We start from the raw sequence: 15,663 nt of genomic DNA on the forward strand, positions 1-15,663 counted from the left end.
GCCCGTGTTGACGGCTCGAATGCCAGGACGGTGGTAGTGTGCGCGCCTCCCTCATCCAGATTGCGGTAGAACCGGACGAATCGGTCGATTCCCGTAGGCGGCGCGTGGCCGCGCTGGTGCGGGAACAGGCGGACGCCGAACTGGTGGTCCTGCCGGAGTTGTGGCCCGTCGGAGCCTTCGCCTACCAGCAGTTCGCGCAGGAGGCCGAGTCGCCCGCCGGCCCCACCTACGAGGCCATGGCCGGGGCCGCGCGCGACGCGGGCGTCTGGCTGCACGCCGGCTCCGTCGTCGAGAAGGCCGCCGACGGCACGCTCTACAACACGGCTCTCGTCATCTCCCCCACGGGAGAGCTCGCCGCCTCCTACCGCAAGATCCACCGGTTCGGCTTCGACAAGGGCGAGGCAGTGATGATGGGCGCGGGCGAGGAACTGGTGACCGTGTCCGTCGCCGGAGGGCTCACGCTCGGTCTGGCCACCTGCTACGACCTGCGCTTCCCCGAACTGTTCCGCGGCCTGACCGACGCCGGCGCCCAGGCGCTCGTGGTCCCCGCGGGCTGGCCCGCCCGCCGTCGGGACCACTGGACCCTGCTGGCCCGCGCCCGCGCCGTCGAGAACCAGGCGTACGTCCTCGCCTGTGGCACCGCCGGCACCCACGCGGGCGTCGAGCAGGCCGGTCACAGCATCGTGGTCGACCCGTGGGGCGAGGTTCTGGCGGAGGCGGGACCGGACGAGGAAGTGCTCACGGTCGACCTCGACCCGGCGAAGGTGGCGAAGACGCGCGAGGTCTTCCCGGCTCTCAAGGACCGCCGCCTGGGCCTGCCGGCCCCGGTCACCCTGCGCTGACCCCGTTCCTGCCACCCTCCGCTGACCCGGCCGGACCGGCCCGCCGCCCCTTTCAGCCGTCCTCGCGCTCCTTCTCCGCCATCCGGATCACACAGACGGCCACCGCGATCATCAGCGCCGCGTCCGCGTCCTCGCGCACGACGTCCACCCCGTACGTCTCCCGCAGGGTCAGCCACCGCCGGGAGATGTGCGCCAGCAGCTCGCCCTCGTACTCGACCGCGAACTCCCGGTCCAGGATCCGCCCGCTGACGTCCAGCTCCGTCCCCTCCACGAGCGCCACCCGGTAGTGGTTGCGCAGCAGCGACAGCCGCTTCCTGCGGACCGTGGCGAGCGGGTCCCCGTCCCGCTCGATCGTCATCGCGTCCCGGAGGCTGAACATCTTCTGCCGCAGCGTGATCAGCACCCGTCCGTCCGGATCCTTGATCTCCAGGGTGTCCCGCAGCCGCATCGCCTTCCCGTCGACGAGGAAGGCGTGCCGCCCGTGCTCGTCGTCGATCCAGTAGTCGTCGCCGATCGCGAAGATCTTGTCCCGCACCAGATATTTCATGACGGATGCGTACCCCGGCGGGCGCTGCCGGATGGGGTCATCGCCCCACGTGCACGCGTTCGGGCCCGGTATCGGAGGTCTCAGACCTGGTGTTCCACGCGGTGGCGGATGCACGCGTCCGGATGGGACCGGGCCGTCGCCACCGCCGCTCCCTCTGCCGCGTAGGCCCTGCCCCACGCCTGTGATCCGGCACTCGTACCAGGATGGCAAGCTTGAAGCATGAACGATGCCGCCCCGGCGCCCACCCCCGCGCCCGCGCCCCGACGTGCCCGTGTCCGTGCTCCCGAGCTGATCGGCAAGGGGGGCTGGCTCAACACCGGAGGCAATGACCTCGCCCTCGCCGGCCTGCGGGGACGGATCGTCATTCTCGATTTCTGGACCTTCTGCTGCATCAACTGCCTGCATGTCCTCGACGAGCTGCGCGAGCTCGAGGAGAAGCACCGCGACACCGTGGTGATCATCGGTGTGCACTCGCCGAAGTTCGTGCACGAGGCCGAACACCAGGCCGTCGTCGACGCCGTCGAGCGCTACCAGGTGCATCACCCCGTCCTCGACGACCCCGAGCTCGCCACCTGGAAGCAGTACGCGGTGCGGGCATGGCCCACGCTCGTCGTCATCGACCCCGAGGGGTACGTCGTCGCCCAGCACGCGGGCGAGGGGCATGCGCACGCCATCGCGAAGCTCGTGGCGGAGCTGGAGGCCGAGCACGCGGCCAAGGGGACGCTGCGGCGCGGTGACGGGCCGTACGTCGCGCCCGAGCCGGTCGCCACCGATCTGCGCTTCCCCGGCAAGGCGCTCCGGCTGCCCTCCGGGAACCTGCTCGTCTCCGACACGACCCGGCATCAGCTGGTCGAGCTGGCGGCGGACGGCGAGAGCGTCGTGCGCCGCGTCGGCGACGGGGAGTTCAACGAGCCGCAGGGCCTCGCCCTGCTGCCCGACGGCCGCGTCGCCGTGGCCGACACCGTCCATCACTCCATCCGCGCCTACGACCCCGGGACCGGCACGATCGAGCTGCTCGCCGGGACCGGGAAGCAGTGGTGGCAGGGGTCGCCCACCGCAGGGCCCGCGACCGAGGTGGCGCTCTCGTCGCCGTGGGACGTGGCCTGGTGGGGCGACCGGCTGTGGATCGCGATGGCGGGCGTGCACCAGCTGTGGACGTACGACCCCGCGGCGGGGACCGTCCGGGTCGCGGCCGGCACCACCAACGAGGGGCTGGTCGACGGCCCGGCGGCCGAGGCGTGGTTCGCGCAGCCGTCCGGGCTCGCGGCGACCGACGACCGGCTGTGGATCGCCGACTCCGAGACGTCGGCGCTGCGCTGGATCGACCGCGAGCTGGTCGTCCACACCGCCGTCGGCACCGGGCTCTTCGACTTCGGCCACCGCGACGGCGCCGCCGAGCAGGCGCTGCTCCAGCACCCGCTGGGGGTGACCGCGCTGCCCGACGGGTCCGTGGCGGTCAGCGACACGTACAACCACGCGCTGCGCCGTTTCGACCCGGCGACCGGCGAGGTGACGACCCTGGCCACCGATCTGCGGGAGCCGAGCGACGCGGTGCTCGACGGCGAGGAGATCGTCGTCGTGGAGTCGGCGCGGCACCGGCTGACCCGGCTGCGGCTGCCCGAGGAGGCGGTGCGCGTAGAGGCCGTCGCCCACCGCACGCAGCGCGCCGCCACCGACGTGGCGCCGGGGAGGCTCCGCCTGGACGTGGTCTTCGAGGCCCCCGCCGGGCAGAAGCTCGACACCCGGTACGGCCCCTCGACCCGGCTGCTGGTCTCCGCGACGCCTCCGGAGCTGCTGCTCGCGGGCGACGGCGCGGGCACGGACCTGTCCCGTGAGCTGGAGATCGACGCGGCGGTCGGGGAGGGCGTGCTGCACGTCTCCGCGATGGCGGCGTCCTGCGACGACGACCCGGACAACGAGTACCCGGCCTGTCATGTCCACCAGCAGGACTGGGGCGTGCCGCTGCGGGTCGTCGAGGGTGCCGCGGATCGGCTGCCGCTGGTGCTGGCGGGGATGGACGCCTGACGGGCCGCGGAACAGCCCGGGCCGTGGGCACGGCGCGGGCGGCTCTGCAGGCTCTGCGTCAGGCCGACACGGCCTCCTGTTCGTCCGCGCCGCCGTCCACGGCGCTCTCGTCGGGCCCGGATTCCTCCGTGGCCCGGCGGCGCAAGTTCTCCACATCGGTTTGGATGCCGATGAGCAACTCGTGCAGGTCTTGGAGGACTTGAACGGACACGAGCGGGGTGTGGCCACCGATTTCCGGTTCGAGTTCCTGGAGGTGGTCGAGAGCGTCCCTGGCCTGTTCCACGCCCAGACGCAGGGCCCTGCGGTGCTCTGCGGCCCGCTGGCTCGGCGGCAGCGGCGCCTCGGGCTCACGCGGCGGCGGGAGCAACTCGGTGGGGTGGGACGGCTCCAGGGAGCCACCGAGGACCGGGGAACCACCACCACCAATGACCGAGGAGTCCGTGTCCGTGATGACAGTGGCCGAGGGACTCGCGGCCGGAGGGACGGTGTTCGCCGCGGCCGGGGCCGCGGACGCCGCAGGCGCGGGAGACTGCGGAGCCATGAGGTTCTTGTAGCGCTCCGGGTCGGACGCCGCGACGACGTCCCACTCGTAGAGCAGGACCGGAACCCCGTCGTCGTCCTTGGCGATCTTGTCCGGGGCGTCGAGGTCGACCTTGAAGTACTGGTACGGCTGCTCGGGGGACTCGGTGACGTCCTTGCCGATCAGTCCCCGCTTGGTGACGGCGTTGCGCGGCACGTCGTCACTCCGGAAGGTATTGGCGGCCGACGCCAGGGTCCACAGCCCCAGTTCGTTGCCCTGGCGGCTGAGCCCCTCGACAACTCGGTAGGTGTCGAGGCGGAACGGCACGCCGCCCTTCTCCTTCGGGGCGCCGAGCGACGACCCCACGTTCCTGGTGAGCAGCTTGTCGGCGATCAGCGCCACACCGCCGGCCACGGCGAGGGTGCAGCGTGCGTCATCGTCACCGTTCATCGCGGGCTCGATCAACGTCGTGAAGTCGTCGGTGGGACACGGGGACCAGGCCTGCAGGGTGTCAGCCGTCAGAACGCCGCCGTTGCCCCACGAGTTGCGGGCCTGCTTGGTGACGGGCTTCTTGCGCGACCGCCAGGGCAGGTCGATGATCGGGCCGAGGAGTTCCCCGAAGCCCTTCACGCTCATCCGCTGGTCGCCCTTGATGGACTTGGCCTGCTCCTTGAGGAGGTCGTGGAGATCGGGCTGGGTCAGGGCGCTGACCAGGTACACCGCTCGCCACAGCGCCGTTCCCGGAGGTGTTGGGGTCCCGCCGAGCGCCTGCGGGAATTCGTCCACGGAGATGCGGCCCACGGCCAGCCCGTAGACGTTCTGCAGCTCGGTGGTGTTCCACGGGAGATCGCCGTGCTGGATCAGTCGCTTCAGAGCGCGCGTGATCACCTCGACGTTCTGTGCGGCGGTATCCCACTGCCGGAATTCGACGTGAACGGAGGCCAGCACGGAGCGTATCGCGTCATCGAAGATGTCCTCCGGGGACAGCGCCCGGCCCGAGTGCCCTTCGATGCCGACGGCGATCTGCGTGGGCACGACGTACGACTGGGCGATCTGGGCTGCGCGCACCCCCGGCTCCGCGCTGTCTATCTCGCTGTTGAATTCATCCCGCAGCTTTTGGCGCCATTGACCACGGTGCTTGGCGAGGCGCCTACCGAGACCGGGGCCTGTGGCACCCGCGGTGAGCCCGCCCAGGAGAGCGTCACGCGCCAGTGCCGCCGCGTCCGCGGGGTCGGAGCCGGGCCCCGCGAGCACCGCCCAGGCGCTGGCGAGGCGCGTGATGCCGTCCCGGACGACGAGTGCGTGAAACGACTCGGTGCCGTCCTCGAAGGCGATCTCGACGGGGTGCGTGATGAGGTTGCGGGTGACCGAGCGGGTCAGGATGGAGGTCGCGTAGCTGTTCATCGACAGGGTGCCGTGAATGGTCTGCCAGACGTGATTCTGCAGGTGAATGGGGTCCTGGTAGACATACCGGACGACAGCGCCGGGGCGGCCGTCGAGGTTGACGCCATGCACCTGCGGGTCGGGCACCTCCAGGACTTCCATGCCGGTGCGCGGCTGGATCCCCGGGAACAATTCGCTCATCAGGCAGCGGGTGACGACCGAGCGCAACGTCGCGCCCTCCACGTGCTCGACCATGAGCAGCCCGTTCGGCTCATCCGGAGTCGCGGCCAGCTGGACGGACATCGCCTCTGGATGGGTGCTGGCCAGGGCGACCGCCTCCCACGACGCGGAGGTCAGCCGGGTTCCCGGATTGGCCTCGCCCGCTGCTATCACCTTGGTGGCGTGCACGTCGGTGGACTCATACGGGAGTTGGGACGGGACGTTGGTCACTTGGATGACGTCATTGCCCCACGAAACCTCCATGGAGAACGTCGTAGGTACGTCGATGGTCATGGTGTGCCTCCAAGACGGTGGTACGAAGGGGGCGCAGAGCGGTCCAACTCTGCGCCTCCTGTGGAAAGTTGATCAGAGCTCGACCGGCTCCGCGGTGCCGGGGCCGAGGCCGCCGCCCAGGTACTTGTCCAGGTCGAACTCGTCAGCCAGCGGATGCACGTGCCGGACGAGGCGGGCCAGGCAGGCCAGGAACTTGGCGATTCCGTACGCCCGCGAGAGGTCGCTCGGGGACAGCGCGTGCCCTGCCAGCATCGGCCCGGCGGGCAGCGGCTCCGTCATCACGTCGCCAGCGGCGAGGTCGTAGCAGACCGGTCCTCGGGCCTGCTGGAGGAAGACGATTCCGGTCGGGTCCTCGCGGGAGAGGTGAGCGAGCAGCTGCTCGACGATCTCGTCCGGCCCCAACTTGCCCATGTGGACGATGGCTGCCGTCGCCGGGAAGTCCTCGACGCTCGCCAGCATGCGGCGGAAGACCCGTCGGCCGTGGGCGCGCTGCCCGGACTGGGTACCGGCGGCCTCGCGGACGGCACCGCGCCCCGCGAGCGCGTCCTGCGGCTTCGCGTACATCTCCCAGCCACGCGATCCGGAACACGGTGGATGCAGCCCCCTGAGCCAGGGCTGGAGAGACGGGACTCCGCCCGGAGTGACGTGAAGCCCGACGGCGGTGCTCCGGGAGCGGAACGCGGATATGGCGACCAGGGACAGCCGTCGACGGCTTATATCACTCTCGACATCACTTGTCAAGCGGTTAGGTTCATGGCGGCGGGCGGCGATCATGAGAAGTCTCCGGGTTCGACAGGGGCAGTCGTCCCGACCAGCCAACTTCCCGCGAGCTGCGCGAAGTTGGCGGCGGGTACGGCAAGATTAGCCCTCCGGCGGTACCAGAGAGGTCACTTTTAAGAACTGGGCCCGGATGGTGGCCGTGGTGGACGGCGTGCGCGCGGGGACGGCGCGAGGGCGGACGGTCGCTGCCCATCCCGGAAACCGCAGGTGGCGCAGGGTGTGATTGGCTGCCCAAAAGCCTATGTGGACGGTGGGGCGGAAGTGACGATGTAGACGGAGGCGTAGAAGAAATACGTCCGATGCCGCGTCAGCTCAGCTCAAGTTTGCCTTAGCCAATGGGTAGTTGTCGAAGACCTGAGGCAAGGGGCTCACGCCAGCCTGGTCGAGTTGGGCGAGGGCGCTGGCGACGGCTGTGACGTGGCCGAGTGCGCTGTCCTTTTCGATGACCCAAACATGGGCGTTCTCTGACGTAGGAAGCGTCATGGGCACGGTGATCAGCCCCAGGGACTTGAGGTTCGCACTGATCTCGGCACACAACTCAGCACTGAGTCGGGCCCGTTCCGGTGCCGCGTACCGCTTGACGAAGCGCATAGAGAACCGCTTGACGCCGTGATCGACCTCAACGGCATGCTTGATAATTGTGAAGTCCATAACTCGGTAATCTACTGAATTATGGACCGAGTTGGAAAGAGTGCGGCGCACAGTTGCTCCCCGTACGCGGCGCGCCGCACTTGAACTCAGCCTTCGAGGAACGCCACCAGCGCGTTCGCCAGCAGGTACGGGTCGTCGGCGCCGCAGAGTTCGCGGGCGCTGTGCATCGACAGGATCGCGACGCCGATGTCGACGGTGTGGATGCCGTGGCGGGCCGCGGTGATCGGGCCGATGGTGGTGCCGCACGGCATCGCGTTGTTCGACACGAAGGTCTGCCACGGCACGCCGGCCTTCTCGCAGGCGGCGGCGAAGTACGCCCTGCCCTGGCCGTCAGTGGCGTACCGCTGGTTGACGTTGACCTTGAGGATGGGGCCGCCGTTGGCGCGCGGGTGGTGCGTCGGGTCGTGGCGCTCGCTGTAGTTGGGGTGCACGGCGTGGCCGGTGTCCGAGGAGAGGCAGACGGTGCCGGCGAAGGCGCGGGCCCGGTCCTCGTAGCTGCCGCCGCGGGCGAACACCGAGCGCTCCAGCACGGAGCCGAGCAGCGGGCCGTCGGCGCCGGTGTCCGACTGGGAGCCGTTCTCCTCGTGGTCGAAGGCGGCGAGCACGGGGATGTACGGCAGGCCGGCGGCCGCGGAGACCGCCGCCAGCGCGGCCGTGGCGGCGTGCACGGAGATGAGGTTGTCCATCCGGGGACCGGCGACCAGCTCCCGGTCGCGCCCCAGATAGGCGGGCGGCTCGATCGAGTGGGGCATCAGGTCCCAGCCGCTGACCTCGCCCTCGGCGAGTCCCGTCTCCTGCTCGAGGAAGCGGATCAGGTCGCCCTCCTCGACGTCGCCGAGCCCCCAGATCGGCTGCATGTGGCGCTGCCGGTCGAGCTTGAGGCCGTCGGTGTTGACGGAGCGGTCGAGGTGCACGGCGAGCTGCGGTACGCGCAGCAGCGCCCGGTCGACGTTGACCAGCCGGTGGGTGCCGTCGCGCAGGGTGAGCCGGCCGGCGATGCCGAGGTCGCGGTCGAGCCAGGTGTTGAGGAGGGTCCCGCCGTAGACCTCGACGGCGATCTGCCGCCAGCCGTGGGCGCCGGTGTCGGGCAGCGGCTTGACGCGCAGGTTCGGCGAGTCGGTGTGCGCGCCGACGATGCGGAAGGGGGTGTGCGCCGAGGCGCCCTCCGGCACGTACCAGGCGATGAGCGCGCCGCCGCGCCGCACGTACTTGCCACCGGTGGTGGAGTCCCAGGCGTCGGTCTCCAGGACCTCCCGGAAGCCGGCCTTCTCGAGCCGCTCGGCCGCTGCGGCGACTGCGTGGTACGGCGTGGGTGCGGCCGTGAGGAAGGCCATGAGGTCATCGGTGTGGCCGCGATCGAAGCGGGCAGGTTCGCTGCTCATGAAGTTCACCTTAACGAGGGTTGCCGCCGTGCCGTATGCCGGTTCGCGGAGCAGGGGGCGACGGTCCGACGCCGCTGCGGCAGGCGGTCGGACTCGGTTCTCCCCGTGGAGGGACTCTCCGGCCCGAGCGACAGGCTGCCCGGCGCGAACGACCGTGCCGCCGCCCGGACGAGTCGGGCGGCGGCACAGTCCATGACGAGCGGCGCGGGCTAGAACGCGGCCTCGTCCAGGTCCATCAGGGAACCGTCGACCGTCTCGGCGAGCGCGCGCTCGACGGAGACGCCCGGCAGGACGTTGGCGGCGAAGAACTTCGCGGCCGCGATCTTGCCCTGGTAGAACGGCACGTCCTTGGCGGAGGCGGTCTCCAGCTTCTCGGCGGCGACGGCCGCGCCGCGCAGCAGCAGGTAGGCGACGACCACGTCACCGGAGGCCATCAGCAGACGGGTGGTGTTGAGGCCCACCTTGTAGATGTTCTTGACGTCGTCGCCGGTGGCGATGAGGTCGTTCGTCATGGTGCCGACGATCGCCTCGAGGTCCACGGCGGCCTTGGCGAGCGCGTCGCGGGCGCCGGCCAGCTCCTCGCCGCCGGTGCCGACCGCGAGGAACTTCTTGATCTCCTCGGAGAGGGTGTTCAGCGCCTGGCCCTGGTCGCGGACGATCTTCCGGAAGAAGTAGTCCTGGCCCTGGATGGCGGTGGTGCCCTCGTAGAGGGTGTCGATCTTGGCGTCGCGGATGTACTGCTCGACCGGGTACTCCTGCAGGTAACCGGAGCCGCCGAAGGTCTGGAGCGACTGGGCCAGCTGCTCGTACGAGCGCTCGGAGCCGTAGCCCTTGACGATCGGGAGCAGCAGGTCGTTCAGCGCGACCAGCGCCTTGGCGTCCTCGCCCGCGGCCTCCTTGACGGCGATCTCGTCCTGGATGGAGGCCGTGTACAGCACCAGGGCGCGCATGCCCTCGGCGTACGCCTTCTGCGTCATCAGGGAGCGGCGCACGTCGGGGTGGTGCGTGATGGTGACCTTGGGGGCGGTCTTGTCCGCGAAGTTCTTCAGGTCGGGGCCCTGGACGCGCTCCTTGGCGTACTCCAGCGCGTTCAGGTAGCCGGAGGAGAGCGTGGCGATGGCCTTCGTGCCGACCATCATCCGGGCGAACTCGATGATCATGAACATCTGGCGGATGCCGTCGTGCTTGTCGCCGATCAGCCAGCCCTTGGCGGGGTGCTGGTCGCCGAAGGTCATCTCGCAGGTGTTGGACGCCTTGAGGCCCATCTTGTGCTCGACGTTCGTCGCGTAGACGCCGTTGCGCTCGCCCAGCTCGCCGGTCTCCCAGTCGAAGTGGTACTTGGGCACGAGGAAGAGGGAGAGGCCCTTGGTGCCGGGGCCGTGGCCCTCGGGGCGCGCCAGCACGTAGTGGAGGATGTTCTCCTCCATGTCGTGCTCACCGGAGGTGATGAAGCGCTTGACGCCCTCGATGTGCCAGGAGCCGTCGTCCTGCTGGACCGCCTTGGTGCGGCCGGCGCCGACGTCCGAGCCGGCGTCCGGCTCGGTGAGGACCATGGTGGAGCCCCAGCGCTTCTCGACTGCTATCTCGGCGATCTTCTTCTGCGCCTCGTTGCCCTCGTCGAAGAGGACGCCGGCGAAGGCGGGGCCGGAGGAGTACATCCACACGGCCGGGTTCGAGCCGAGCAGCAGCTCCGCGTAGGACCAGATCAGGGAGCGGGGCGAGGTGGTGCCGCCGATCTCCTCGGGCAGGCCCAGGCGCCAGTACTCGGAGTCCATGAAGGCCTTGTAGCTCTTCTTGAAGCTCGCGGGGACCGGGGCGGTGTTGGTCGCGGGGTCGAACACCGGCGGGTTGCGGTCGGCGTCGGCGAACGACTCGGCGAGCTCGTTCTCCGCGAGGCGGGCGATCTCCTCGAGGATCGACTTGGCGGTGTCGACGTCCATCTCCGCGAACGGGCCGGTGCCGTACAGCTTGTCGCGCCCGAGGACCTCGAAGAGGTTGAACTCGATGTCGCGGAGATTCGACTTGTAGTGCCCCATGGCGACGGCTCCGTAAAGATCGGAAGTTGGATGGCTCATCCACGTACCAGCAAGTAGCTCCGATGATGCTACCCGTCGGTAATAAGATGCAACCCTGACCGGCCATCTGTGACAAGACTCGCCCGGGCCGCGCGCCCTGCGGCGGCGCCCGCCGCGCGTGCGGCCACGATACGGGCGGTGGCCCCACCGGGTGTGTGCGTTCAGTACTCTTGCGGGCATGTACGGCTACGACCAGGCCCCGGGCGCCCAGCAGCAGTACGTGCCCCAGCAGCCCTCCTACGGGGAGCAGCCGCTGTACCCCGAGCCGTCGCCCCCGTCCCTGGCGGACGCGGTGCGGGCCTTCACGACGGGGTCGATGTCGGCCGAGGACTTCCAGCAGATCTTCGCGACGTCGAAGGTCTACTGCCCGCGCGGCGACAACCCGGGCTTCCTGGCGCTGCACAACACCCAGCAGCCGGTCATCCCGATGTTCACCACGCTCAAGGAGCTGCGCAGGTACGCCGGCAAGGAGTCCAAGTACTTCGTGATCACCGGCGCCGAGGTGATCGACCTGCTCCCGACCGGGTACGGCTTCGTGCTCGACATGGAGGGGGACCACCGGATGGTCTTCGACGCGAAGGCGGTCGAGCAGATGGTCGACTTCGCGATGCGCAGGATGTACGGCTAGCGACCGCCGAGGCTCACGCCTGGAACGCCCGGAAGGAATTCCTTCCGGGCGTTCGCCGTTCCTGGTGGCAAGAAGTTCATTGTTCAACTAAAGTGTTCGAACAAGGAGGTCCCGCCATGCCTGCAGTGACTGTCGAGAACCCGATCACCCTGCCGAGCGTCGCCGCGCCCGCAGAGGCCCTGCCGCGGCCCGTGCTGGCCGTGTCCACGGCCCCGAGCGGCTTCGAAGGAGAGGGATTCCCGGTGCGTCGCGCGTTCGCCGGGATCAGCTACCAGTACCTCGACCCGTTCATCATGATGGACCAGATGGGTGAGGTGGAGTACGCCGCCGGAGAGCCGAAGGGCACCCCCTGGCACCCGCATCGCGGCTTCGAGACGGTCACGTACCTGATCGACGGCACCTTCGTCCACCAGGACAGCAACGGCGGCGGCGGGACCATCCAGAACGGCGACACCCAGTGGATGACCGCCGGCAGCGGCCTGCTGCACATCGAGGCCCCGCCCGAGTCCCTCGTCACGTCCGGCGGGCTGTTCCACGGACTCCAGCTCTGGGTGAACCTCCCCGCGAGCGACAAGATGATGGACCCGCGCTACCAGGACATCCGCGGCGGCCACGTGCGCCTGCTGACCTCCCCGGACGGCGGTGCGCTGCTGCGGGTGATCGCCGGTGAGCTGGGCGGCCACGAGGGCCCCGGCATCACGCACACCCCGATCACGATGATCCACGCCACCCTGGCGCCGGGCGCCGAGATCACCCTGCCCTGGCGCGAGGACTTCAACGGCCTGGCCTACGTCCTCGCGGGCCGCGGCGCGGTCGGGCGGGAGCTGCGGCCGGTGCGGACCGGGCAGACCGCCGTCTTCGGCGACGGCGGCTCGCTCACCGTCCGGGCGGACGACGCCCAGGACTCGAACACGCCCGACCTGGAGATCGTGCTGCTCGGCGGCCGCCCGATCCGCGAGCCGATGGCGCACTACGGCCCGTTCGTCATGAACACCCAGGCGGAGCTGCGGCAGGCCTTCGAGGACTTCCAGAAGGGTCTGCTGGGCACCGTCCCCGCCGTCCACGGCATGTAGCTCCGCTCGCGACGCGTACGACGACCGACGGCCCGTCACCGGTGTGACGGGCCGTCACCCGTGCGGACCGGGTGGGCGGGACGGGCATGGGCCCGCGTGGTCGGGTGGGGCTGTGCCCCTGTCGAATCCGCTGCTGCCCGAGCCCGTGAAGCGCCTCGCCGCCTGGTGCGCCGTCGCGCTGCTCGTCGCGGGGGTCGGGGCGGTCGGCGTCTGGCTCGTCGTCAAGTTCCAGACCGCCGTGACGGCCGTCCTCCTCGCGGTCCTCGGGACGGCGCTCCTCGGACCGCTGTACAAGCGGCTGGTCCACATGAAGGTGCAGCGGTCCCTGGCCGCCGCGCTCACCTGCGCCGCCGTGATCGCCGTGGTCGGCGGGGCGGTCTACATCATCGTCAACGCGCTGATCGACACCGGGGACCAGATCGTCGCCTCCCTGCGACGCGCCGTGTCCGACGTGGCCCGGCACTTCGGAGCACCGGGCACCTCACTCGACGACCTGGCGGCGAACGCCAGGGAGGCGCTCGCCAGGGTCGGCGGCAGGGCGGCGTCCGGAGTGGTCACCGGGCTGAGCGTGGTGACCGAGATCGTCGCGATCGCCGTGCTGGCGCTGCTGCTGATCTTCTTCTTCCTGCGGGACGCCGGCCGGGCCGTCGGTGCGCTGCGCTCCCTCATGCCCGGCGACGGCGGCGAACTGGCGGAGGCCGTCGCCCGCCGTGCCTTCGCCGCCGTCCAGGGCTTCATGCGCGGCACGACGTTCATCGCGCTGATCGACGCCGCCTGCATCACGATCGGGCTGCTGATCCTGCGGGTGCCCGGTGCGATCGGGCTCGGGGCGCTCGTCTTCGTCGGCGCGTACATCCCCTACCTCGGGGCGTTCGTCTCCGGGGCGGTCGCCGTCCTCGTGGCCCTCGCCGACCGGGGGTTCGTCATCGCGCTGTGGGCGCTCGGCGTGGTGCTGGCGGTGCAGATGCTGGAGGGGCATGTGCTCCAGCCGGTGATCCAGAGCCGGACGGTCCATATGCATCCGGCGGTCGTGCTGGTGGCCCTCACGGCGGGGGCGGGCATCGCGGGCATCATCGGGATACTGCTCGCCGTCCCGGCCACGGCCGCCGCGTTCGGCGTCGTCCGGGAACTGCGCGCCCGCTACGGTCCGGCCGGCGCCCCGGGGCCCTCCGGGGCACCCGACTCGTAGAGCTCGAACCAGATCGACTTGCCCTCGCCCCTGGGGTCCACGCCCCAGTTGTCCGCCAGCATCTCCATCAGCAGCAGCCCGCGCCCCGAGGAGGCCATCTCGCCCGGCCGGCGCCGGTGGGGCAGCTCGTCGCTGGTGTCGGTGACCTCGACCCGCAGCCGCCGTGCGGTGTCGTCGTGCGCCACCTCGGCCACGAGCAGCGCGTCCCCGTCGGTGTGCACGAGCACATTGGTGGCCATCTCGGAGATCATCAGGACCGCCGAGTCGATCTGCTCCGCGTCCCGCCAGTCGTGCAGCAGCTCACGCAGATGCCGCCGGGCGGCCGCGATCCGTTCCGGCTGCGCCTGGGCCACGGTCATCGCCGTACGGCGCGGGGCCCGCCGGGCCGGCTGCCCCTGACGGCACAGCAGCACCAGCGCGATGTCGTCCTCGCGCCGGTCGGCCAGCGGTCCGGTCGTGTAGTGGGACGACGGGCCGTGCACGGCCTGTACGAGGCTGTCCGCGAGCTCCTCCAGCGACTCGCCGGTGTGCTCCTCCAGGACGCCGCGCAGTCTGGCCCAGCCGGTGTCGAGGTCGTGCCCGCCGGTCTCGAGCAGACCGTCGGTGCAGATCATCAGCGTCTCGCCGGGCTCCAGGACGAACCGGGTCGTCGGGTAGTCGGTGTCCGGATCGATGCCCAGCGGCAGCCCGCCCTCGGTGGGGCGCAGCAGCACCGTGCCGTCGGAGGTCCGTACGGCGGGCTCCGGATGCCCGGCGCGGGCGATCTCGACGAGACCGGTGGCCGGGTCCACCTCCAGATACAGGCACGTCGCGAAGCGGGGGCTGGAGTAGTCGCCCTCCGCGTAGGTGCCGGTGATGCCGTGCAGGAAGCGGGAGGCGCGCGAGAGGACCGCGTCGGGCCGGTGGCCCTCGGAGGCGTAGGCGCGCAGCGCGATCCGCAGCTGCCCCATGAGCCCCGCGGCCCGTACGTCGTGCCCCTGGACGTCTCCGATGACCAGGGCCGTACGGCCGGAGGGCAGTGGGATCACGTCGTACCAGTCGCCGCCGACCTGGAGCCCGCCGCCGGTCGGCACGTACCGCGCCGCGACCGCCATGCCCGGGATCTCCGGGCCGAGCTGGGGCATCATCGTGCGCTGCAGGTCGAGGGAGAGCTCGCGCTCGGTCTCGGCGACGCCGGCGCGGGCCAGCGCCTGGGCGAGCATCCGGGCGACCGTGGTGAGCACGGAGCGCTCGTCGGGGGTGAAGGCCACCGGGTGGCGGAAGGCCGCCATCCACGCGCCCATGGTCCGCCCGGCGACGATCAGCGGCAGGAACGCCCACGACTGGCGGCCGAAGCGCCGGGCGAGCGGCCAGGTCACGGGATAGCGGCGGCGGTACTCGCCGGGGCTCGGCAGATAGACGGCCCGCCCGCTGCGCACCACCTCCGCGGCCGGGTAGTTGGTGTCGAGCGGCAGATCCGTGAACGGCTGCTCGTCGTCGGCGCTGTGGCCGTGATGGCCGACGATCGTCAGATGGTCGCCGGCCACCCCGAAGACCGCCAGGCCGTCCGGGGAGAAGCCGGGCATCGACAGGGAGGAGGCGACCCGCAGCACCTCCGCGGTGGAGCGGGCCTCCGCGAGGGCGCGGCCCGCGTCCAGCAGGAACGCCTCGCGGTGGCGTCGCCAGTCGCCGGTGATGGGCGTCTGCGCGGCCGTCGTGCCCGGCTGCGGCTCCGCGACCTCCTGGAGGGTGCCGAACAGCAGATAGCCCTCGGCCTCCGCCCGCGCCTTGGTGCGGCTGCGGACGGTGCGCAGCACCCGGCCGGTCTCGTCCACCACGCGCAGCCGTGCCTCCGCGAGGGTGCCTTCGGCGACTGCGAGGGCGATGACGCCGTTGATCTCGCTCCAGTCGACGGGGTGGAAGCGGGAGCGCACGGCGGACGCGGTGGTCTCGCCGGGACCGGTGGTCATTTCGATCAGCCGGGCGGCCTCGGCGTCGAGGGTGACCTTCCCGGATCTGGTGTCCCACCGCCATACGCCCGTCGCGATGGCGGCCAGGACGTCCTCGGTGCGCATT

At 70.6% G+C, this 15,663-nt stretch carries 12 protein-coding genes; 5 read left to right on the top strand and 7 right to left on the bottom strand.

Annotated elements, in window-relative coordinates; translation table 11 throughout:
- Positions 1 to 38: 38 nt before the first annotated feature.
- A complete protein-coding gene (locus ACFYOP_RS16785; RefSeq protein ID WP_356898069.1) occupies positions 39 to 842 on the top strand; it encodes a carbon-nitrogen family hydrolase in 804 nt (267 codons plus the stop codon).
- Between the two features lie 52 nt (positions 843 to 894).
- Here ACFYOP_RS16785 and ACFYOP_RS16790 read toward each other — a convergent pair whose 3' ends face one another.
- A complete protein-coding gene (locus tag ACFYOP_RS16790; protein WP_356898070.1) occupies positions 895 to 1,389 on the bottom strand; it encodes an LURP-one-related family protein in 495 nt (164 codons plus the stop codon).
- Between the two features lie 219 nt (positions 1,390 to 1,608).
- Between ACFYOP_RS16790 and ACFYOP_RS16795 the strand changes: the two genes are divergently transcribed.
- Complete coding sequence (locus ACFYOP_RS16795) at positions 1,609 to 3,414, top strand: NHL domain-containing thioredoxin family protein (RefSeq protein ID WP_356898071.1); 1,806 nt, start codon at positions 1,609 to 1,611, stop codon at positions 3,412 to 3,414.
- Positions 3,415 to 3,472: 58 nt separating this feature from the next.
- Here the strand turns inward: ACFYOP_RS16795 and ACFYOP_RS16800 are convergent, their stop codons facing one another.
- The 5 genes from ACFYOP_RS16800 to ACFYOP_RS16820 all read right to left on the bottom strand — a co-directional run bounded on the left by ACFYOP_RS16800 (position 3,473) and on the right by ACFYOP_RS16820 (position 10,679).
- Positions 3,473 to 5,830 (bottom strand): hypothetical protein, encoded by a 2,358-nt coding sequence (locus ACFYOP_RS16800; RefSeq protein WP_356898072.1) that lies wholly within the window; start codon positions 5,828 to 5,830, stop codon positions 3,473 to 3,475.
- A 72-nt stretch (positions 5,831 to 5,902) separates the two neighbouring features.
- On the bottom strand, positions 5,903 to 6,394 hold the full coding sequence (locus ACFYOP_RS16805; RefSeq protein ID WP_356898073.1) for a hypothetical protein: 492 nt from the start codon (positions 6,392 to 6,394) through the stop codon (positions 5,903 to 5,905).
- A gap of 528 nt (positions 6,395 to 6,922) precedes the next feature.
- On the bottom strand, positions 6,923 to 7,261 hold the full coding sequence (locus ACFYOP_RS16810) for a hypothetical protein (protein ID WP_356898074.1): 339 nt from the start codon (positions 7,259 to 7,261) through the stop codon (positions 6,923 to 6,925).
- An 86-nt stretch (positions 7,262 to 7,347) separates the two neighbouring features.
- On the bottom strand, positions 7,348 to 8,643 hold the full coding sequence (locus tag ACFYOP_RS16815; RefSeq protein WP_356898075.1) for a M18 family aminopeptidase: 1,296 nt from the start codon (positions 8,641 to 8,643) through the stop codon (positions 7,348 to 7,350).
- 209 nt (positions 8,644 to 8,852) lie between these two features.
- Positions 8,853 to 10,679: an acyl-CoA dehydrogenase gene (locus ACFYOP_RS16820; protein WP_356898087.1), complete on the bottom strand. Its 1,827-nt coding sequence runs from the start codon at positions 10,677 to 10,679 to the stop codon at positions 8,853 to 8,855.
- Positions 10,680 to 10,896: 217 nt separating this feature from the next.
- Between ACFYOP_RS16820 and ACFYOP_RS16825 the strand changes: the two genes are divergently transcribed.
- The 3 genes from ACFYOP_RS16825 to ACFYOP_RS16835 all read left to right on the top strand — a co-directional run bounded on the left by ACFYOP_RS16825 (position 10,897) and on the right by ACFYOP_RS16835 (position 13,608).
- Positions 10,897 to 11,346, top strand: coding sequence for an SseB family protein (locus tag ACFYOP_RS16825; protein ID WP_264245562.1), 450 nt, complete (start codon positions 10,897 to 10,899; stop codon positions 11,344 to 11,346).
- Between the two features lie 116 nt (positions 11,347 to 11,462).
- On the top strand, positions 11,463 to 12,419 hold the full coding sequence (locus tag ACFYOP_RS16830) for a pirin family protein (RefSeq protein ID WP_356898076.1): 957 nt from the start codon (positions 11,463 to 11,465) through the stop codon (positions 12,417 to 12,419).
- Between the two features lie 112 nt (positions 12,420 to 12,531).
- A complete protein-coding gene (locus ACFYOP_RS16835) occupies positions 12,532 to 13,608 on the top strand; it encodes an AI-2E family transporter (protein ID WP_356898077.1) in 1,077 nt (358 codons plus the stop codon).
- Here the strand turns inward: ACFYOP_RS16835 and ACFYOP_RS16840 are convergent.
- Complete coding sequence (locus ACFYOP_RS16840) at positions 13,560 to 15,662, bottom strand: SpoIIE family protein phosphatase (protein WP_356898078.1); 2,103 nt, start codon at positions 15,660 to 15,662, stop codon at positions 13,560 to 13,562. The genes ACFYOP_RS16835 and ACFYOP_RS16840 overlap by 49 nt on opposite strands.
- Position 15,663: the final 1 nt, after the last annotated feature.

This window comes from Streptomyces sp. NPDC006294, from assembly GCF_042870895.1.
Lineage (GTDB): Bacteria > Actinomycetota > Actinomycetes > Streptomycetales > Streptomycetaceae > Streptomyces.